Here is a 20559-nt window from a genome sequence, read left to right as displayed (position 1 = left end):
GGCCCGATGCAGGCGGGGCGGCATGGCAAACGAAAACGGCCGCCCGAAGGCGGCCGTCGCGCATCGACACCATGCGACGCAGAGCGGCGCAGCGCGTCAGTTGTGGTGGTACAGGTCCGAATTGAAGACGGCGTCGCCGTTCTTGTCGCCGCTCTTTTCCCCGTTCGCCGGCGCCGCGCTCGCCGTGCCGTTGCTGGCGGCCGCGGGGGCCGGGGCAGACGCCGACGAGGCAGATGCCGTGGTGCCGGAGGTCGCCGTCGGCGCCGAGGCTGTCGGGGCCGGCACCGGCAACGCGCCGTTCTTCGCGGCGGTGCCGGCGTCCTTGCGATGCACGGCGGCGTACGGGTTTTTTACGCCCGAGCGGCCTGACGGCGGCGCGCTGACCACGTTGGGACGGTTGGACAGCTTCTTGTCATCGGCGGCCAGGCGCTTTTTCTGTTCTTCCGTGAGCTGCTGATACTGCTGCCACACCTGCACCTTGCGCTCCGGCGGCAGGGTTTTCGCGTTCTGATAGCTTTCTCGCGCCAGTTGGCGCTGCTCCGGGGTCAGGCGCACCCAGTCGGCCATCCGGTCGTGCAGCCGCTTGCGGCCGTCGGGCGACAGCGTCCGGAAACGTTTGGCGATTTCGATCCACTTCTCGCGCTGGCGCTCGCTCATGCGGTTCCAATCCTGGGAGAGTGGCGCGAGGGCTTCCTGCTGTTCCGCATTGAGCTTCGCCCAGGCGCCTCCCGGCGAGGGCAGGGCGGCTGCGGGGGCGCTGGCGGCGGACGCACTGGTACTGAGCGTGCCGACCGGGGTCGCAGACGCGTTTTGCGCGACGTTGCCGGACGAGGCACTGCTGTCGATGGCCGGCGGCACGTCCGATACCGGTTCCGGCGCTGGCGGGCGGCGCAGCGCGGCCGTGCCGGCAATTGCGGCGACGACCAGCGCGGCGACCAGGAAAAGTACGTTGCGTCGCGTCACTGGGTGGTCTTGGATGGGGGGACTACTGGGCACGCTTCACATACGCGTTGAAACCGTGATCGGCATACGCCGACAGCGGCAGTTCATCGCTCAATACGGCGGCATCGATGTCCGCCAGATCCTGAATATGCTGCTGATGTTCCCAATACGCAATGCCTGCCAGACCGATGACCAGAGCGGCGAGCGGCCAGAGCAGGCCCAGGCGCGCGAGCTTGTCGAATGCGCGACGCGGCCCGCCGATCTCCGGCGATTGCACGGTGCCGACACCCGCGAGCGCCAGCGCCGGTTGCACGATGGCGACCGGTTCGGGCTTCTTGCGGGCGAGCGCCTCCTGGCGTGCGGCGGCCAGCCGGGCCGCGATATTCGGCGACGGCGAATCGGACGCTTCGTCCAATGCCCGTCGCACGCGATGTGCGAAGCGAATTTCCCTCGTTTCCAGATCGTGACTCATAACCTGATCCCTTTTGCCTTCAACGCCTGTGCCAACGCGTGGGTGGCACGCGAACAGTGCGTCTTGACGCTGCCCTCGGAGCACCCCATCGTGGCGGCGGTCTCGGCAACGTCCATGTCTTCCCAATAACGCATGAGGAAGGCTTCTCGTTGACGTGTCGGTAGCTTCTGTATTTCCGCCTCGATGAGCGTGAGGATTTCGGCACGCGAAACCGAGTCTTCGCTGCTCTCGGTCTGCACTGACCCGTCCTCGCCCAGCAAGGTTTCCAGCGGGTCGAAATCGTCGCGCTCGTCGTCGCCCGGACCGGCGAGATTGGAGAATAGCGTCACCCAGGTGTTGCGCACCTTCTGGCGGCGGAAATAGTCGTGAATGGTGTTCTGGAGGATGCGCGTAAACAGCAACGGCAAGTCGGCCGGCGGCTTGTCGCCGTACTTCTCGGCCAGACGGATCATCGCATCCTGAACGATATCGAGGGCGGCCTCGTCGTCGCGTACGGCATAGACGGCCTGCTTGAAAGCGCGCCGCTCGATGCCCGCGAGAAAATCCGCCAGTTCCTTGTCAGATGCCATCCGGTGGGGTACACGCAGCGTCTGCCGCTGCGCCTGTGAAATGCCGTGTAAGCGTAAAGATTACGTAAAGATCGCGTAGTCGGTGCGGATGCTACCAAAAACGCGCTTGCCTGTAACCGCTTTTGCTGTCGGTAATGTCGCGTTTTGTCGCGTGCCATGGCTTGACGATTCCCACGGAGGGAAGTTCGTCAGATTCCTATCGTGTGAAGATTGTGCACCAGCATGGGACGGTATGCCGCAGGTGTGGGAATTTTGCGAAGGGCACTTCGCGATCGTGCTGCAAATGCATAAACATGCTTGACCATTTTGCTGCAAACCAGTAATGTTGCCAGTTCGCAATATCTGTGATTGTCTCAATATCGGCACACCTATCCGGTGGGTCCATCATTCAGACGCGCAGCTTGAGCCCGGACCACAAGTTCGTGGGGAGAGCACCCGATCAAAATTTTTGCCGAAACTTTGAAAGGTCGACGATGAACATGCCAAGCGCGGAATTCTCCGAGGCGGAAGCTACACGCCACCAAAATACTTCCGAAGACATGATTGGCGCCGAGATCCTCGTGCGCTCGCTTCAGGAAGAAGGGGTCGAACATCTGTGGGGTTATCCCGGCGGTTCGGTTCTCTACATCTACGACGAACTCTACAAGCAGGACAAGATCCAGCACATTCTGGTGCGCCATGAGCAGGCAGCCGTGCACGCGGCCGACGCTTATTCGCGTTCCACCGACAAGGTGGGTGTGTGCCTCGTGACGTCTGGCCCGGGCGTGACCAACGCGGTCACCGGGATTGCCACGGCGTACATGGATTCGATTCCGCTCGTCATCATCACCGGGCAGGTGCCCACGGCCGCGATCGGTCAGGACGCCTTTCAGGAATGCGACACGGTCGGCATTACCCGTCCGTGCGTGAAGCACAACTTCCTCGTGAAGGATGTGCGCGATCTCGCCGCCACGATCAAGAAAGCCTTCTACATTGCCAAAACGGGCCGTCCGGGCCCGGTGCTGGTCGATATTCCGAAGGACGTTTCCAAGGCGCGTTGCCGCTTCGAGTATCCGAAGTCGGTGGCGCTGCGCTCGTACAACCCGGTAACGAAGGGCCACTCGGGCCAGATCCGCAAGGCGATGAGCCTGCTGCTCTCGGCCAAGCGTCCCTATATCTATACCGGTGGCGGCATCATTCTGGCTGACGCATCGAAGGAACTGAACCAGTTCTGCGATCTGCTCGGCTATCCGGTGACCAATACGCTCATGGGCCTGGGCGGGTATCGCGCGAGCGATCCCAAGTTCCTCGGCATGCTGGGCATGCACGGCACGTACGAAGCCAACATGGCCATGCAGCACTGCGACGTGCTCATCGCTATCGGTGCACGCTTCGACGACCGCGTGATCGGTAACCCGGAACACTTCTCCTCGAACGCTCGCAAGATTATTCACATCGATATCGATCCGTCGTCGATTTCCAAGCGTGTGAAGGTCGACATTCCGATCGTCGGCGACGTGAAGGAAGTGCTGCGCGAGATGATCGAGAATCTGCAAACGGCCGAGCATGGTCCGGACGCTGCGGCGCTTGCCGACTGGTGGAAGCAGATCGAGCAATGGCGTTCGCGCGATTGCCTCGCGTTCGATCGCGAGAGCGAGATCATCAAGCCCCAGCATGTGGTCGAGACGTACTGGAAGCTCACGGACGGCGAAGCCTTCGTGTGCTCGGACGTCGGTCAGCATCAGATGTGGGCCGCTCAGTACTATCGCTTCAACAAACCTCGCCGCTGGATCAACTCGGGCGGTCTGGGCACGATGGGTTTTGGCCTGCCGGCCGCCATGGGCGTGAAGATGGCGCATCCGGATGCCGAAGTCGCCTGTATCACCGGCGAAGGCTCGATCCAGATGTGTATCCAGGAACTCTCGACGTGTCTGCAATACCGCACGCCGGTCAAGATCCTGTCGCTCAACAACCGCTATCTGGGCATGGTTCGCCAGTGGCAGCAGATCGAATACAGCAAGCGTTACTCCAGTTCGTACATGGACGCGCTGCCGGACTTCGTGAAGCTCGCCGAGGCGTACGGTCACGTGGGCATGCGCATCGAGAAGTCGTCGGACGTCGAGCCGGCACTGCGCGAAGCCCTGGCGCTGAAGGATCGTACGGTATTCATGGATTTCCAAACGGATCCCACCGAAAACGTCTGGCCGATGGTCCAGGCGGGCAAGGGCATCAGCGAGATGCTGCTCGGTTCGGAAGATCTGTAAGACGACGAGGCGCGTTCGCGCTGCCAGCGGCTGCCGGTTCGACCGGCGTGCGGGCGCGGCGTCCCAAACCAGGACAATCCGGGATACACCATGAGGCACATTATTTCTGTTTTGCTCGAGAACGAGCCGGGCGCGCTGTCGCGCGTGGTCGGGCTGTTCTCGGCACGTGGCTACAATATCGAGACCCTTACCGTTGCGCCGACCGAAGATCGGTCGCTCTCACGCATGACGGTGGTCACGACTGGCTCCGATGACGTGATCGAGCAGATCACCAAGCACCTGAACCGACTCATCGAAGTGGTGAAGGTGGTGGATCTGACCGAGGGCGCGCACATCGAGCGCGAGCTCATGCTCATCAAGGTTCGCGCGGTGGGCAAGGAGCGGGAAGAGATGAAGCGGATGTCGGATATTTTCCGCGGCCGCATCATTGACGTTACGGAAAAGACCTATACGATCGAGCTCACCGGAAATTCGTCGAAACTCGACGCATTCATCGAAGGGCTCGACCAGACGGCGATTCTCGAGACGGTTCGTACCGGTGGCTCGGGCATCGGGCGCGGTGAGCGCATCCTGAAGGTCTGACCGGCAACGGCAACGCGGTAAGCGGATTTCGATCCATTCTGATTTCAGTTTATTTTTGGTAATACGGGACACTCCAAATGAAAGTTTTCTACGACAAAGACGCCGACCTCTCCCTCATCAAGGGCAAGCAAGTCACGATCATCGGTTACGGCTCGCAAGGCCACGCCCACGCCCAGAACCTGAAGGACAGCGGCGTGAACGTGACGGTTGGTCTGCGCAAGAACGGCGCTTCGTGGAACAAGGCGGTCAATGCTGGCCTGAACACCAAGGAAGTGGCGGAAGCCGTGAAGTCGGCCGACATCGTCATGATGCTGCTGCCGGATGAGCAAATCGCCGACGTGTACAAGAACGAAGTTCACGCCAACATCAAGGAAGGCGCCGCCCTGGCCTTCGCACACGGCTTCAACGTGCACTACGGCGCCGTGATCCCGCGCGCCGACCTCGACGTCATCATGATCGCCCCGAAGGCCCCGGGCCACACGGTGCGCTCGACGTACTCGCAAGGTGGCGGCGTGCCGCACCTGATCGCCGTGGCGCAGGACAAGTCGGGCGCCGCGCGCGACATCGCGCTGTCGTACGCTGCCGCTAACGGCGGCGGCCGTGCCGGCATCATCGAAACCAACTTCCGCGAAGAGACGGAAACCGACCTGTTCGGCGAACAAGCCGTGCTGTGCGGCGGTACCGTCGAGCTGATCAAGGCCGGTTTCGAAACGCTGGTGGAAGCGGGCTACGCACCGGAAATGGCTTACTTCGAGTGCCTGCACGAACTCAAGCTGATCGTCGACCTGATCTATGAAGGCGGTATCGCCAACATGAACTACTCGATCTCGAACAACGCCGAATACGGCGAGTACGTCACTGGCCCGCGCGTCGTGACGGAAGAGACGAAGAAGGCCATGAAGCAGTGCCTGAAGGACATCCAGACCGGCGAATACGCCAAGTCGTTCCTGCTGGAAAACAAGGCCGGCGCCCCGACCCTGATCTCGCGTCGTCGTCTGACGGCCGAGCACCAGATCGAAGAAGTGGGTGGCAAGCTGCGCGCGATGATGCCGTGGATCGCCAAGAACAAGCTGGTCGACCAGTCGAAGAACTAAGCCGCATGACGTGCCGCCCGGTGCGTGCGTCCGGCAGTGTCGGACCACACGCAGCGGGGGCACACGGTGATGGCGGGCTGGGGCGCATGGCGACATGTGATCCTGTTACGCGTGAACCGTTGCTTCGGGCCGTCCGTTTTGCCGTCGCCAATGGGGTGACGGCAAGGCGGACGGCCTTTTCGTTTGCCGTTCGGCGTTCGGATCGCGCTCGCCGCATTTCCGCATTGTCGCTCGTGCGCGGCGCCGAGGTTGCCTCAGGGGCGTTTGCGCGACGCCATTCACCGATTTTTCCCCGTCTCGGCACAGTGACGCGAGCGTGTCGATTGGGGAAAAGGTGTCGCCACGTCGCGCGCATTGCTACAATGCCGCCACGTCACGGTTTGGTCCAATGCAGGCCAACCCGCTCACTCAACCGTTTTACCAAGGACGCGAGTTCAATCGCATGAATTATCCTCACCCGATCATTGCCCGCGAGGGCTGGCCCTTCCTGGGTATCGCCGTCGCCGTCGCGCTCGTCGTGCATTTTGTGGCCGGCGTGTTTTGGGCCGCGCCGTTCTGGGTGATCGCCCTGTTCGTACTGCAATTCTTCCGTGACCCGCCGCGCGAAGTGCCGCAACAGGCCGGCGCCGTGCTCTCCCCGGCAGATGGGCGCATCGTGGCCATCGAAACCACGCAGGATCCCTACGCAGGCCGTGAAGCACTGAAGATCAGCGTGTTCATGAACGTCTTCAATGTTCACTCGAATCGTGCCCCTGTTGACGGCACGGTGACCAAGGTGGAATATTTCCCGGGTCGTTTCTTCAACGCCGATCTGGACAAGGCATCGCTCGAAAACGAACGCAATGCCCTGGTGATCGATGTGGGCGGCCAGATCGTGACGAGCGTGCAGGTCGCTGGTCTGATTGCGCGTCGCATTCTGTGCTACGTCAAGGCGGGCGATCGCGTCACGCGCGGTCAGCGCTACGGCTTCATCCGTTTCGGTTCGCGGGTGGACGTGTACCTGCCGCTCGGCTCGCGCCCGCGCGTGGCCATCGGCGACAAGGTGTCGGCCACCTCGACGATTCTCGCCGAGCTGTAAGCCACTCGAACTTGCATCGGAGCCGCGCGCGAGGGGGGGGCGAGGTGGCGACTTGACGACAACGGTCGTAGGTCTCCAAGTCGTCACTTCCTGTCCTGTCGGGACGACGCGGCTTGCAACTGCTTTCGCTTTTCGCGTTCCAATAGCGGTGATCCGTCGCGGGTCCGCCCGCAGGCTTGGGGTCTGTGAACCGACCCTAGCATCGTCAAGGAGTTATAGATGCCGGAAAACCATCGCGGCCGCTTGCGCAACAATGTCAGGCATCTCTCGCCCTTCGGCCGTCACAAGCATCCCTCAGAGTCATCGATGAACGAAGACCACGACCCGAGTGTGGACGACGACGTGCCGGTACGCCCGCGCAATCGCGGCATTTATCTGCTGCCCAACGCATTCACGACCGCTGCGCTGTTCTGCGGCTTTTTCGCCATCGTGCAGGCGATGAACGACCGCTTCGAGCAGGCTGCCATTGCGATCTTCTTCGCGATGGTGCTCGACGGCATGGACGGGCGCGTCGCCCGCATGACCAACACGCAGAGCGCCTTTGGCGAGCAGTACGATTCTCTGTCCGACATGACTTCGTTCGGCGTGGCGCCGGCGCTGGTGATGTACGAATGGATTCTGCACGAGATCGGCAAATGGGGCTGGCTGGCGGCTTTCGTGTATGTGGCGGGGGCGGCACTGCGTCTGGCGCGCTTCAACGCCAATATCGGCGTGGTCGACAAGCGCTTCTTCCAAGGGTTGGCCAGTCCGGCTGCGGCGGCGCTGATCGCCGGATTCGTGTGGATTACGATCGATAACAAACTGCCGGTGAACGTCTACTGGATGCCGTGGGTGGCATTTTTCCTGACGATCTACGCCGGGATGTCGATGGTCTCGAATGCGCCGTTCTACAGCGGCAAGGCGCTCGACGTGCGCCAGCGCGTGTCGTTCGGTGTGGTGTTGCTGTTCATGGTGGGCTTCATCCTGGTGTCGTCCGACCCGCCGCTCGCGCTGTTCGGCATGTTCTGTGTGTACAGCATGTCCGGCTATGTGCTGTGGGCGATTCGTTTCGTGAAGGGGCGTCGGCAGCGGATTTTCGGCGAAGTCGACGAATAAGTGAGTTTCAACGGGGGGCGTCCTGACACGCCCCCTGCCACATCCGCCTGTCAGAGTTGTCAGGCATGTCGTCGTCGGGATGTTCTACTCTTGGAGATGGCAGGCATCGAAGTACCCCCAAAGTAACCCCGAAGTATCCCTTACGGCCCGAGTTGGGCAAGGTCGATCTGGCCGACTCCGGCGCTGTTTCCGTAGTTCGACGTGACGAAGGAGAAATCATGGGCATTCTGGACTTCGTGAAAGAGGCAGGCGAAGCACTGCTGGGTAAAGCGCAGGCGGCAGAACCACCGGCACCCGGCCCTGACGCTGATGCGGCCAACCGTGCGGCAGGTGAGGCCATTGAAAATTACATCAAGACGCAAAATCTGGATGTGACTGCGCTGAATGTCGAATTCGACGGCGCGACGCGCACGGTGACCGCCTACGGTGTGGCCGCAGACCAGGCGACCAAGGAAAAGGTGTTGCTGTGCTGCGGCAACGTCAAGGGTGTCGTGAGTGTGGACGACAAGATGTCGGTGTCGACGGCGTCGGCGGAGGCGAAGTACTACACCGTCAAGTCGGGCGACACGCTCTCCGCAATCTCGAAGGCCGAGTACGGCGACGCCAACAAGTACAACGCTATCTTCGAAGCCAACAAGCCCATGCTCTCCAGTCCGGACAAGATTTACCCGGGCCAGAAGTTGCGGATTCCGCCGCTGTAACGAGACGCCCTGGACGACCGTCAGCCCGGCCTCGCGCCGGGCTGTTTCGTTTCGGCGTCGGCACGCCCCGAGGCCCATGGCCACGGGCTTCGCCGCCGCTCCCCCGCGTTGCGAAAACGCCCAATTGCGACTATATTGGCGCTCATGATTTCAGGCGCCATCCCGGCACCGGGCCTTCCTCTCGCACCGCCAACGCCATGCCGTTTCTCCACCTTCGGGCCGGTCATGCCTGCGCGCGTCGCGCGCTGATTCCCCTCCGGTAGTTGCCCGCCGCCGTCGGCCATGGCCGCGAGGGCTTCGGCCTGCGCAGGCGCCGCCGCCGGACATCAAGAACAAACCGACCCCTTCGAGATCCCCACAGGAGCAAAACATGGCTGACAAGCTGATCATTTTCGACACGACCCTGCGCGACGGTGAGCAGTCGCCGGGCGCGTCGATGACACGCGACGAGAAGATCCGCATCGCCCGCCAACTGGAGCGTCTGCGCGTGGATGTCATCGAAGCGGGTTTCGCTGCCAGCTCGAATGGCGATTTCGAAGCGATTCAGGCCATTGCCGGCATCGTCAAGGACAGCACGGTCTGCTCGCTTGCGCGCGCCAACGACCGCGACATCGCCCGTGCCGCCGAAGCCCTCAAGGGGGCGAATTCGTCGCGTATTCACACCTTCATCGCCACGTCGCCGCTGCACATGGAGAAGAAGCTGCGCATGACGCCGGATCAGGTGTTCGAGCAGGCGAAGCTGGCCGTGCGTTATGCGCGCCAGTTCACGGACAACATCGAGTTCTCCCCGGAAGACGGCAGCCGCTCCGACCTGGACTTCCTTTGTCGCGTGCTCGAAGCCGTGATCGACGAAGGAGCAACGACCATCAACGTGGCCGATACGGTGGGCTACGGCGTGCCGGAACTTTACGGACAACTGGTGCGTACCCTGCGTGAGCGCGTGCCGAACTCGGACAAGGCCGTCTGGTCGGTGCACTGCCATAACGATCTGGGCATGGCGGTGGCAAACTCGCTTGCCGGGGTGCAACTGGGTGGTGCGCGTCAGATCGAATGCACGATCAACGGGCTTGGCGAGCGCGCGGGCAACACGTCGCTCGAAGAAGTCGTGATGGCGCTCAAGACCCGAAAGGACTACTTCGGCCTCGATCTTGGCATCGATACGACGCAGATCGTGCCGGCCTCGAAGCTCGTTTCGCAAATCACCGGCTTCAACGTGCAGCCGAACAAGGCCGTCGTGGGCGCGAATGCTTTCGCGCACGCCTCCGGGATTCACCAGGACGGCGTGCTCAAGGCGCGCGACACGTACGAGATCATGCGAGCGGAAGACGTGGGCTGGACCGCCAACAAGATCGTGCTGGGCAAGCTCTCGGGCCGTAACGCGTTCAAGCAGCGCTTGCAGGAGCTCGGTATCGAGATGGAGTCGGAGCAGGACGTGAACGCCGCGTTCGCCCGCTTCAAGGAACTCGCCGACCAGAAGGCCGAGATTTTCGACGAGGACATTCTGGCGATCGTCTCGAACGAAGCGCAGGCCGAAGGCGGCGAGCATTTCTACCTCGTGTCGATGGCGCAGCACTCCGAGACCGGCGAGCGTCCGAGCGCGCGCGTGGTGTTTACTGCACAGGGCAAGGAACTCGTGGGTGAGTCCGACGGCAACGGCCCGGTCGATGCGGTGCTCAACGCCATCGAGTCACAGGTGAAGAGCGGCGCGGAGCAATTGCTGTACTCGGTCAACGCGATCACGACCGGCACGCAGTCGCAAGGCGAAGTGACCGTGCGTCTGTCCAAGGCGGGTCGCATCGTGAACGGCGTGGGTACGGACCCGGACATCGTCGCGGCGTCGGCCAAGGCCTACCTGTCGGCACTTAACAAGCTGTATTCGAAGGCCGAGAAGCTGAACCCGCAACTCACGCCGTGATCGTGCGGGATTTCGCTGCGATGTCTCGTTGATGTCTCGTTGATAGTGCGGTAGTGCGATTGCACACGAAGCGTCACGAAGCGCCACGAAGCGCCCGCACCCTGTTCGTCAGGGGCGGGCGTTTTTGTTACCGCAGCGCGAAATGGCCTGGACCGTGAAGACGTTGCTCGAGCCCCCGCGCGAACGTGCGTGCCGCGACGAGCAAGGCGACACCCAGAAGCACAAGATCCTTGATCAGAAAGCCGAAAGCGCCACCACCCGGATTGGGCGTCGTCAGGATGAACGATAACGTGACGAGAAGCATGACGGCTACGCCCAGACTGCCTGCCAGCCGAATGCGCCAAAGGCCGGTGTACGCCATCGCCGGGGCCGAACGCGTTCGCGGGACGGTGCCAACGATTCGCGCGCGAGTTCGGCCGAGCGTCGAGATGAAGCAAGCGACTGGCTTACCGGCCGCGGAACGTCGCGTCGAGGAAAGACTGGGGCCGATGGGCAGGCTTCGTCATCGAGACCGCTGGCGACATGGTTTTTGCCATCTTGTCGATCGGCGCGGCATCCGGAACAGCGCAGCAGATGGACGCGCACCCGAAGGCGTTGGCCCAGCGTCGGGCGAATCGCAGCAGATCGCGACGAAGATGGACAAGGTACGTGGCGTCCCAATGCGAATTCGCGGAAATAAGGCGCTCCTGTGCTCAGAACAAATTGTTATCCCGCTTCTCGTGCAACGGGTCCGGGCTGATTTGCGTGGTTTTGACGACGCCATCAGGGTCGAAGTAGAAGTTCATCATCGAGAACCACACGTCGTCCTGCTTGAAGCGGTAAGTCCAGACTTCGCGTTTCATCAACGGAAATGCCGAAGTCTCGACCGGTTCGCCAAAGTGATGGAGCACGTCGGTTTTCGTCCATTTGTCGATTTCGACCTTATTGAATTCCTGCGTGGAGAGCACCTGTGTCATCGCCAGCAAGCGGCCCTGCGCATCGAAGTCGGCAGCGATCGTTTCCTCCCCGAACGGCTTCGTCGGGTAGAGCCAGCGCGTGACGCCCGGCGCCAACGGGTACACCTCTTTCGGTTTGCCCAGCCGCGCCTGCACTTCGGCTTGCGACGCCATGGGCGGTAGCGTCTGCCACGGCGCCGTGTAGCACGCCGTCAGCGTCAACGTCAGCGCGCCGACCGCCAGCCAGCGTGCCGGCGCCCGTGCGATCCGGTGTGATGCTTGCATGAACCGGGCAGTCCCGCTGCGGCTGGGCTGACTTTGCGCCGACGCTTCAAAAGTATCCGGGCGCGATTGAGAACGATACGTCATGGTGGGCCTCGTGATGATGGGAAATGCCGCAAACATTGCGCGAGAAGGGAAGACTGTCGCTTTTCGGTAGGATACCGCCGCCGTTGCGCTTCGTGGGGCGTGCTGGCTTGCCGCACCGGGGCGCGGGCGTTATGATGCGCGCCGAGACACTACTGAGGCCTCGATGAAATCTCAAGCCTTGCTTTCGCGAATTTGCACTGTCCTTTGTACTTTCGGCATGCTCGCCGTCGTTGGTGTGGCACATGCGGCCCCGCCGATTCGCCTCGCGCTCATCGAAGGCATGAGTGGGCCATTCGGTAACGCAGGCGCCATGGTCGAACGCAATCTGCGGTTCGCGATCGATCGCGTGAACGCACGTGGCGGTGTGAAGTTGCGCGATGGCGCGCATCCAATGGAATTGACGGTCTTCGATAGCAAGGGCGCTGTCGAGGACAGCCTCGTGCAACTCAAGGCGGCAGGCGATCTCGGCATTCCTTTTGTCCTTCAGGGCAACAGTTCGGCCGTGGCCTCGGCGCTGATCGATGCCATCAACAAGCGAAATGCGCGTGAACCGGGCCAGCGCATGCTGTTTTTCAACTATTCGGCCGTCGATACGGCGCTGACCAACGAGCAATGCAGCTTCTGGCATTTCGCGTTCGACGCCAATGCGGCGATGCGCATGCAGGCGCTGAGTGAGGCCATCCGGCAAGACGACAGCATTCAAAAGATCTACCTGCTCAATCAGGATTACAGTTTCGGGCGTCAGGTTGCCGGACTCGCGCGACAGATGATCGGTGCGAAGCGCCCCGACGTGCAGATCGTCGGCGAACAGTTCAGCCCGGTCGGCCGGGTGAAGGATTTCACGCCGTATCTGGCGCGCATTCGCGCCTCGGGAGCGGATACGGTCGTGACCGGCAGTTGGGGCAACGATCTGACGTTGCTCGTGAAGGCGGCGAGAGAGCAGGGCATGGAACTCAAGTTCTACACCTTCTACGGCAATGCGCTGGGCGCCCCGGCGGCGCTCGGCGACGCCGGCGTCGGGCGCGTGTACGCTGTGGCGGAGTGGCACCCGAATGTGGGTGGCGAGGCGTCGGACGCCTATTACAAGGCGTTTCGCGCGCGCTACCCCGAGGCGCGAGACGACTATCCGCTGCTGCGCATGAGCGTGATGATCGACATGATTGCCTCCGCGCTCGAGCAGGCAGGTACGACGGATGTGACAACGGTGGCGCGTGCGCTCGAGAATCGCCGGGTGCGCGAAGCGCCGGCCGATGCGTGGATGCGTGCCAACGATCACCAGATGATCGAGCCGCTGTATGTCTCCGTGATGCGCCGCGCGGGCGAGCCGAATGTGAAATTCGACAACGAAGGCTCGGGGTACGGTTTCCGGACCGTGATGGAGTTGCCGGCGAACAAGGTCGCTTTACCCAGTACCTGTCGCATGGCGCGCCAGCGCTGACGTTACGCTGGTCATAGCGTCGGTTGATGGGTGGATTGGTCTTGAATTTCGAGATAATCCGCGCGATTTCGGCGGATTATTCTCGATATTTGCCGATTTTTGAGGTTTCGACCGACCATTTCGGTCCGTGTATTGCGGCACAGCGTGGAAAAAAGTGGCAGTAGAAGGCCAGTTCCCGTATAATCGCGCACTTGCAGTTTTGTTTATGTACGGCAACGTACATGTTTTTGTAAGTTCACGGCACGGCCATTCTTCCGTGACCGCGTGTATCCAAAGGAAAGAAAATGTCGAACGCAGATATCAAGAAGTCGGAAGTCGTGGCGCAATTCGCCCGCGCCGCAAATGACACCGGCTCCCCCGAAGTTCAGGTTGCGCTGCTCACCACGCGCATCAACGAACTGACCCCGCACTTCAAGGCACACATGAAGGATCACCACAGCCGCCGCGGTCTGCTGCGCATGGTGAGCCGTCGTCGTAAGCTGCTCGACTACCTCAAGGGCAAGGATGCAGACCGCTATCGCGCCCTGATCGAGAAGCTGGGCCTGCGTAAGTAAGCGATTGCGATTGCGACGAGATGCCTGTATCAGCGTGCTGATGCAGGCATTTTGTTTTTGGGCGGTACCTGATTGATGTCCTGAAGGCGTCGATCGGGCCATTCGCCTGGCCTCGATGGGCTGGGCGGACCGACCGGTTTTCTCCGGTTTTTCCGATTTACGGGGCCTCGTCGGCAAGCAGGGCTTGTGTCATTCCAGGGTCGTCTCAAGGGCGCAATTGTGTGCCTTTTGTGCGGGCTACGCTGGAATGGCATAACACTCCCCCCTGTAAGGCGTCGGGATCACCCCGGCAGCGATATCGCGCCGCTGCTGCATTCGCGCGATTCGATATAGGAGTGCAAATGTTCAATAAAGTCGTGAAGTCTTTCCAGTGGGGACAAAACACGGTTCGCATGGAGACGGGTGAGATTGCTCGCCAGGCGTCCGGTGCCGTGCTCGTCGACATGGACGATACCGTGGTGCTCGCCACGGTCGTGGGCGCGAAGAAGGCCAAGGCTGGCCAGGATTTCTTCCCGCTGACGGTCGATTATCTGGAAAAGACTTACGCCGCCGGCAAGATCCCGGGTGGCTTCTTCAAGCGTGAAGGCCGTCCGTCGGAAAACGAAACGCTGACGTCGCGCCTGATCGATCGCCCGATTCGCCCGCTGTTCCCGGAAGGCTTCTACAACGAAGTCCAGGTCGTGGTGCAAGTCGTGTCGCTCAACCCGGAAGTGCCGGCCGACATCCCGGCCCTCATCGGTGCTTCGGCTGCCCTGGCCATCTCGGGTCTGCCGTTCAACGGCCCGGTCGGTGCCGCTCGCGTCGCCTATGTCGACAGCCAGTACGTGCTGAACCCGTCGCGCGAACAAATCGCCAAGTCGAAGCTCGACCTGGTCGTCGCCGGTACGGAACAAGCGGTGCTGATGGTGGAATCGGAAGCGCAGGAGCTGCCGGAAGACGTGATGCTGGGCGCCGTGGTGTTCGGTCACGAGCAAATGCAAACGGCCATCAACGCCATTCACGACCTGGTGCGTGACGGTGGCAAGGCTGAGTGGGATTGGGCGCCGGCAGCCAAGAACGAAGCGCTGATCGCGCAAGTCAGCGAACTGGCAGAAGGTCCGCTGCGTGCGGCTTACCAGACGCGTGAAAAGCAAGCACGTACGCAACAACTGCGTGCCGTGAGCACGGACGTCATCGCCAAGCTGGCCGAAGCTGCTGCCGCCAAGGGCGAAGCGGCGCCGGACGAAATCGAAGTCGGCAATATTCTGTTCGACCTCGAAGCCAAGATCGTGCGCAGCCAGATTCTGGCTGGCGAGCCGCGTATCGATGGCCGCGACACGCGCACCGTGCGTCCGATCACGATCCGCACCGGCGTACTGCCGCGCGCTCACGGTTCGGCCCTGTTCACGCGTGGTGAAACGCAGGCACTCGTGGTGGCCACGCTGGGCACCAAGAGCGACGAGCAGATCATCGACGCGCTGCAAGGCGAGTACCGTGACCGCTTCATGCTGCACTACAACTTCCCGCCGTTCTCGACGGGTGAAACCGGTCGCGTGGGTTCGCCCAAGCGTCGCGAAATCGGTCACGGCCGTCTGGCCAAGCGCGCCCTGGTGGCATGCCTGCCGGGCGCCGACGATTTCGGCTACACGGTGCGTGTGGTGTCCGAAATCACGGAATCGAACGGTTCGTCGTCGATGGCTTCGGTCTGCGGCGGTAGCCTCGCCATGATGGACGCTGGTGTGCCGCTGACCTCGCCGGTCGCCGGTATCGCCATGGGCCTGATCCTCGAAGGCAACAAGTTTGCCGTGCTGACCGACATTCTCGGCGACGAAGATCACCTCGGCGACATGGACTTCAAGGTGGCGGGTACGTCCAACGGCGTGACCGCACTGCAGATGGACATCAAGATCCAGGGCATCACCAAGGAAATCATGCAGGTCGCGCTGGCGCAAGCCAAGGAAGGCCGTCTGCATATCCTTGGCAAGATGACGGAAGCCCAGTCGGGCGTTCGCACGGAGCTGTCGGAATTCGCACCGCGCATGGTCACCATCAAGATCAACCCGGAAAAGATCCGCGACGTGATCGGCAAGGGCGGTTCGGTGATTCGCGCGCTGACGGAAGAAACCGGCACGAGCATCGACATCTCGGATGACGGCGTGGTCACCATCGCCAGCCCGAGCGCTGAAGGCATTGCGGAAGCGAAGCGCCGTATCGAACTGATCACCGTGGAAGTCGAAGTGGGTCAGGTCTACGACGGCACCGTGCTCAAGCTGCTCGAGTTCGGCGCGATCGTCTCGGTGCTGCCGGGCAAGGACGGCCTGCTGCACATCTCGGAAATCGCCAACGAGCGCATCAAGGACATCAACGAGTACGTCAAGGAAGGTCAGGCCGTACGCGTGAAGGTGATCCAGCAGGACGACAAGGGTCGCCTGCGTCTGTCGCACAAGGCGTTGACCGACGAAGAGAAGCAGGGCGGTTCGCTGCTCGTCAAGCGCGAAGGCGACGCTCAGTAAGACGAGTGTCGTGACGTCATTCGGCGCGGTGCGAATGCGTACTGCCGCCGCTCAAAGACGACGATCGGAAACGGCGACTCATTCGAGTCGCCGTTTTTTCATCGTTCGCACGGATTCGCAAAATAATGCGGAAAAAATGCGAGAAGGGTATTTACAGGAAATGGGTTTGTCATTAGAATCTCATTTCTCTGTTCGGGGGGTATAGCTCAGCTGGGAGAGCGCTTGCATGGCATGCAAGAGGTCAGCGGTTCGATCCCGCTTACCTCCACCACGGATTCCGAAGCTTGATTTTCGGGCTGCGTCGAAAGAGCAAGATTCTTGCAAAAACGATGCAAAAAACTTGAAAATAAAGCTTCACAAGCGAAGAAATGTTGTTTAGAATGGCGTTCTTCGCGAAATGCAGTAAGCAGTTAGCGAAACAGACAAAGTTTTGACGATTTTGTCCCCTTCGTCTAGAGGCCTAGGACATCACCCTTTCACGGTGAGTACAGGGGTTCGAATCCCCTAGGGGACGCCAGAATTGGTGCCGGTAGCGAGTCGGTATCAGTTTGAAAATGCCAAGCAGTTTTTGGCGTAAAGCCCGCTGAAAGTTAAGCGGGTTTTTTTGTCGGTTTTGGAGCGGTAGTTCAGTTGGTTAGAATACCGGCCTGTCACGCCGGGGGTCGCGGGTTCGAGCCCCGTCCGCTCCGCCAAAACCTACGAAGTTCGGTGATCTGCGCGTGAAAACGCTGCAATGCCGGGCAACGAGCAGGAAAGCAAAGTGTGTGACATCGCAATGCTGCAGCAAGTTTGGAGCGGTAGTTCAGTTGGTTAGAATACCGGCCTGTCACGCCGGGGGTCGCGGGTTCGAGCCCCGTCCGCTCCGCCAAACGAAGAAAGCCCAGGCTTAACCGCCTGGGCTTTTTTTATCTTTGTTGCGCCTTTTCGTCGGCGCGTTACGCCGTATCCGGCACCTCGCAATGAGGTTTCGCGGGCGTTTCGATCCCTCATATTTTCCGCATCGTCGTGCCTTGATTTGCCTTGCGGCATTCTCGCGTGTTTTTCGTAAAATTCGCAAAACACGCGCATGGTGCATCAGCGACGCCGGGGCGTCCGGCAATGGGCCTGAAGACGCCCCCGCATTCCCTTCCTTAACGCACGAGACAAGGGCGTTTCGGATCGAATTTCCAGTTCGGAACGAGGTATTGCATGGCAACGCTATCGTCACGCGCACCGAGTCCATGCTCGAGGTAAAGCGCATGCGCAGCTTCGACGGCTTCCATATCGAGCGTGACGCCGAGGCCGGGTGAGGTCGGCACCTGTACGTTGCCGCCAACGATCTGCAGCGGGTGCTTCGTAAGGTATTGGCCGTCCTGCCAGATCCAGTGCGTATCGATGGCCGTGATCCTGCCCGGCGCCGCTGCTGCAACGTGCGTGAACATGGCGAGCGAGACATCGAAGTGATTGTTCGAATGGGAGCCCCACGTGAGGCCCCAGTCGTGGCACATCTGGGCAACACGCACGGATCCTTGCATGGTCCAGAAGTGCGGGTCCGCCAGCGGAATGTCGACCGATTGCAGTTGAATGGCGTGGCCCATTTGCCGCCAATCCGTCGCGATCATGTTGGTTGCGGTCGGTAGTCCGGTCGCGCGACGAAACTCCGCCATGATCTCGCGCCCCGAATAGCCGTTCTCCGCACCGCAGGGATCCTCTGCGTAGGCCAGCACATCATGCTTGTCGCGACACAGCTGCACCGCTTGCGCAAGCGACCAGGCACCGTTCGGATCGAGCGTGACGCGCGCTTGCGGAAAGCGTTTCGCAAGTGCGGTGACGGCTTCGATTTCCGCTTCGCCGTCCAGCACGCCACCTTTGAGTTTGAAGTCGTGGAAGCCGTACCGCGCATGGGCGGCTTCGGCGAGGCGCACCACGGCGTCGGGCGTCATCGCGACTTCGGTGCGAACGCGTTCCCAGTCGTCGCGCGCGTGCCGATTGTCGGCATATGGCAGATCCGTCGCCTGACGCTCACCGATGAAGAACAGATAGCCCAGCATGGCGACCTCGCTGCGCTGCTGGCCTTCGCCGAGTAGCGCAGCGACCGGGACTTCGAGGTGCTGCCCCAGCAGGTCGAGCAGCGCAGCTTCAAGCGCGGTGACGGCGTGGATCGTTGTGCGCAGGTCGAAGGTTTGCAGGCCGCGCCCGCCGGCGTCGCGCTCGGCGAACACACGACGCGTCTGCCCGAGAATCGCCTGAACGTTCGCCACGGATTGCCCGACGACATAGGAGCGCGCGTCTTCCAGCGTGTTGCGAATCGATTCTCCGCCAGGGACTTCTCCAACGCCGACGTGCCCGGCGCTGTCCTGAAGAATGACGAGGTTACGCGTGAAGAACGGTGCGTGGGCGCCGCTCAGATTCAGCAGCATGCTGTCGCGGCCAGCGACGGGAACGACGCGCAATTCGGTGACGATGGGGGTTCGGCTCATGGCGGAGAAGGGATTCAGACCAAGGGGAGTCAATCGTTGCGACATACGGCTATTGTTGTATGTCGTCAGACAACATTCTATGGAAAGTTCTTCGCCTTGACTTTGCGGGTATACCCCGTCTGCCCTTGAACATACTGATGGAAGCCGAAGCGGCGTATCGAATGTACCTCAGGAGTGGCTGACGCGGTGAACCACCATTGTTGTCGTACAACGTGCTGGTGTGGTTCATCGACCAACGATCTCGCTGACGGCGTCGTCAACGGGCTTTGACGTGTACGACCCAGCGCAAGTAAAGCAGCAACCCGATCGCGGCCACGGCCACGCTCGCGCTGTTGGCGGCCCAGAAGCCCGTCGCCCCGTGTAGCCATGCGGGGGAGAGTCCGCCGACATCGAAGCCCAGCACATAGCCGCCGCCAAGACCGACGCCCCACAGCGAGAGCGCGTAGATGACGGTCGGCACGACCGCCACTTTCCAGGCGCGCAACACGAAGACGGCGTTGATCTGAAGGGCGTCGAAGATGTGATAGATCGCAACGATGGCGAGCAGCGGCGTCGTGACGGCGGCGACCAATGGGTCTGACGTGTAAGCGGCAAGGACCAGCGAACGACCGCACCACATCGCGGCGGCCATCACCAGCCCCAGCGTGCCCGCGAGTTCGACCCCTCGGCGTCCGACCAATTGCGCCGCACTGAAGTCGCGTGACCCGATGGCTTGCGCGGTGAGTGTCGCCGTCGCGATGCCGATCGACATGGGCAGCATATACATGAGCGCACCGAGGTTCGCGGCGATCTGATGCCCGGCGAGCGTCACGTCGCCCAGGCGCGCGATGAAGATCGCCATGAACGAGTACGCCGTGACTTCGATCAGGTAACTCAGCCCCATCGGCACGCCGAGTTTGAGCAGCGCACGGATGGCCTGCCATTGCGGCCAGCAGAATTTCGTGAAAACGCCGAATTCGCGCAGCGTCGGGTGACGCGCCATCAGCATGAGCCCCAGCGCGCACGACACCCAGTTGATGGCGGTCGTCGCGATGGCGCAGCCGGTGCTGCCCAGTGCCGGAATGCCGAGCCGTTCGACGCCGTAAATCAGTGCAAGATTAAGCGGCACCTTGAGCGCGAGCCCTGTCACCTGAATGACCATCACGATGCGCGGTTGCGCAACGGCGGTCGAAAGCGACGAATACACACGGAACAACATCGCTGCAGGCAACCCGTAGGCGAGTACGTGCAGATAGGCGCTTGCGCGGGCTTCGAGTTCCGGCGTGGCTTGCGACAGTCGCAGGATGAACTGTGGGTTCGACAGCACCAGAAAGCCGGGGATTGCGAGGAACAGCGCCAGCCAGAAGGTCTGGCGCACTTCCTCGCCGATGGCCGAGCGCTCGCCCGCGCCGTACAACTGCGCGGCGATGGGGGAGAGGGCGACCAGAATGCCCATCAGGCCGACATACACGGTGATGTAGATCGAACCGCCGAGCGCGAGCGATGCGAGGTCGAACGCCGAGGCGCGTCCGACCATCGCCGTGTCCATCACCCCGAAGGCGATGACGGCGAGTTGACCCACCAGGACCGGCCACGCGAGCGCGGCAATGCGTTTGATGTCTTGCCACATGGTGCGGATTGT

General features: G+C 61.6%; 17 protein-coding genes and 4 tRNA genes. 14 read left to right on the top strand and 7 right to left on the bottom strand.

What is annotated here, in order from left to right:
- Positions 1-96: 96 nt before the first annotated feature.
- The 3 genes from UC34_RS15105 to UC34_RS15095 are packed head-to-tail and all read right to left on the bottom strand — an operon-like array spanning position 97 to position 1983.
- Positions 97-963 (bottom strand): DUF3106 domain-containing protein, encoded by an 867-nt coding sequence (locus UC34_RS15105; protein ID WP_052811077.1) that lies wholly within the window; start codon positions 961-963, stop codon positions 97-99.
- 22 nt (positions 964-985) lie between these two features.
- The gene (locus UC34_RS15100) at positions 986-1414 is read right to left on the bottom strand and encodes a DUF3619 family protein (RefSeq protein ID WP_044456186.1); all 429 of its coding nucleotides are present in this window, start codon (positions 1412-1414) and stop codon (positions 986-988) included.
- Positions 1411-1983, bottom strand: coding sequence for an RNA polymerase sigma factor (locus UC34_RS15095; protein WP_044456185.1), 573 nt, complete (start codon positions 1981-1983; stop codon positions 1411-1413). The genes UC34_RS15100 and UC34_RS15095 overlap by 4 nt, the downstream gene beginning before the upstream one ends.
- Before the next feature lie 473 nt (positions 1984-2456).
- On the opposite strand from UC34_RS15095, the gene UC34_RS15090 reads away from it, so the two are divergent.
- The 7 genes from UC34_RS15090 to UC34_RS15060 all read left to right on the top strand — a co-directional run bounded on the left by UC34_RS15090 (position 2457) and on the right by UC34_RS15060 (position 10691).
- Positions 2457-4226: an acetolactate synthase 3 catalytic subunit gene (locus tag UC34_RS15090; RefSeq protein WP_044456184.1), complete on the top strand. Its 1770-nt coding sequence runs from the start codon at positions 2457-2459 to the stop codon at positions 4224-4226.
- A 90-nt stretch (positions 4227-4316) separates the two neighbouring features.
- Entirely contained in the window at positions 4317-4808 is a 492-nt protein-coding gene (gene ilvN / locus UC34_RS15085) for an acetolactate synthase small subunit (protein WP_039397629.1), read from the top strand.
- A 77-nt stretch (positions 4809-4885) separates the two neighbouring features.
- A complete protein-coding gene (ilvC, locus tag UC34_RS15080) occupies positions 4886-5902 on the top strand; it encodes a ketol-acid reductoisomerase (RefSeq protein ID WP_044456183.1) in 1017 nt (338 codons plus the stop codon).
- Positions 5903-6344: 442 nt separating this feature from the next.
- Positions 6345-6980 carry a phosphatidylserine decarboxylase gene (locus UC34_RS15075; RefSeq protein WP_044458230.1) on the top strand — a complete coding sequence of 212 codons (636 nt, stop codon included), beginning with the start codon at positions 6345-6347 and terminating at the stop codon, positions 6978-6980.
- Positions 6981-7199: 219 nt separating this feature from the next.
- Entirely contained in the window at positions 7200-8075 is an 876-nt protein-coding gene (gene pssA / locus UC34_RS15070) for a CDP-diacylglycerol--serine O-phosphatidyltransferase (protein WP_044456182.1), read from the top strand.
- 218 nt (positions 8076-8293) lie between these two features.
- On the top strand, positions 8294-8776 hold the full coding sequence (lysM, locus tag UC34_RS15065) for a peptidoglycan-binding protein LysM (protein ID WP_044456181.1): 483 nt from the start codon (positions 8294-8296) through the stop codon (positions 8774-8776).
- Positions 8777-9146: 370 nt separating this feature from the next.
- Entirely contained in the window at positions 9147-10691 is a 1545-nt protein-coding gene (locus UC34_RS15060) for a 2-isopropylmalate synthase (RefSeq protein WP_044456180.1), read from the top strand.
- A gap of 127 nt (positions 10692-10818) precedes the next feature.
- Here the strand turns inward: UC34_RS15060 and UC34_RS15055 are convergent, their stop codons facing one another.
- A complete protein-coding gene (locus UC34_RS15055; protein ID WP_044456179.1) occupies positions 10819-11052 on the bottom strand; it encodes a DUF417 family protein in 234 nt (77 codons plus the stop codon).
- A 331-nt stretch (positions 11053-11383) separates the two neighbouring features.
- Positions 11384-11911 carry a hypothetical protein gene (locus UC34_RS15050; RefSeq protein ID WP_052811303.1) on the bottom strand — a complete coding sequence of 176 codons (528 nt, stop codon included), beginning with the start codon at positions 11909-11911 and terminating at the stop codon, positions 11384-11386.
- Between the two features lie 301 nt (positions 11912-12212).
- Here UC34_RS15050 and UC34_RS15045 point away from each other — a divergent pair, with 301 nt between their 5' ends.
- The 7 genes from UC34_RS15045 (at position 12213) to UC34_RS15015 (ending at position 17347) form a co-directional block, all read left to right on the top strand.
- A complete protein-coding gene (locus UC34_RS15045; RefSeq protein ID WP_052811076.1) occupies positions 12213-13433 on the top strand; it encodes a branched-chain amino acid ABC transporter substrate-binding protein in 1221 nt (406 codons plus the stop codon).
- 284 nt (positions 13434-13717) lie between these two features.
- Complete coding sequence (gene rpsO / locus UC34_RS15040) at positions 13718-13987, top strand: 30S ribosomal protein S15 (protein ID WP_044456177.1); 270 nt, start codon at positions 13718-13720, stop codon at positions 13985-13987.
- Positions 13988-14322: 335 nt separating this feature from the next.
- On the top strand, positions 14323-16479 hold the full coding sequence (pnp, locus tag UC34_RS15035) for a polyribonucleotide nucleotidyltransferase (RefSeq protein WP_044456176.1): 2157 nt from the start codon (positions 14323-14325) through the stop codon (positions 16477-16479).
- 195 nt (positions 16480-16674) lie between these two features.
- Positions 16675-16750 (top strand) — tRNA-Ala (locus UC34_RS15030).
- A gap of 170 nt (positions 16751-16920) precedes the next feature.
- Positions 16921-16996: transfer RNA gene (locus UC34_RS15025), tRNA-Glu, on the top strand.
- A gap of 98 nt (positions 16997-17094) precedes the next feature.
- Positions 17095-17171 (top strand) — tRNA-Asp (locus UC34_RS15020).
- 99 nt (positions 17172-17270) lie between these two features.
- Positions 17271-17347 (top strand) — tRNA-Asp (locus tag UC34_RS15015).
- A 262-nt stretch (positions 17348-17609) separates the two neighbouring features.
- Here the strand turns inward: UC34_RS15015 and gudD are convergent.
- Positions 17610-18938 (bottom strand): glucarate dehydratase, encoded by a 1329-nt coding sequence (gudD, locus tag UC34_RS15010; protein WP_157123203.1) that lies wholly within the window; start codon positions 18936-18938, stop codon positions 17610-17612.
- 256 nt (positions 18939-19194) lie between these two features.
- Positions 19195-20547 carry an MATE family efflux transporter gene (locus UC34_RS15005; RefSeq protein WP_044456174.1) on the bottom strand — a complete coding sequence of 451 codons (1353 nt, stop codon included), beginning with the start codon at positions 20545-20547 and terminating at the stop codon, positions 19195-19197.
- Between the last annotated feature and the right edge of the window lie 12 nt (positions 20548-20559).

The sequence above is a fragment of the Pandoraea vervacti genome, from assembly GCF_000934605.2.
GTDB lineage: Bacteria > Pseudomonadota > Gammaproteobacteria > Burkholderiales > Burkholderiaceae > Pandoraea > Pandoraea vervacti.
This window is presented reverse-complemented; position numbering and strand designations above follow the sequence as displayed.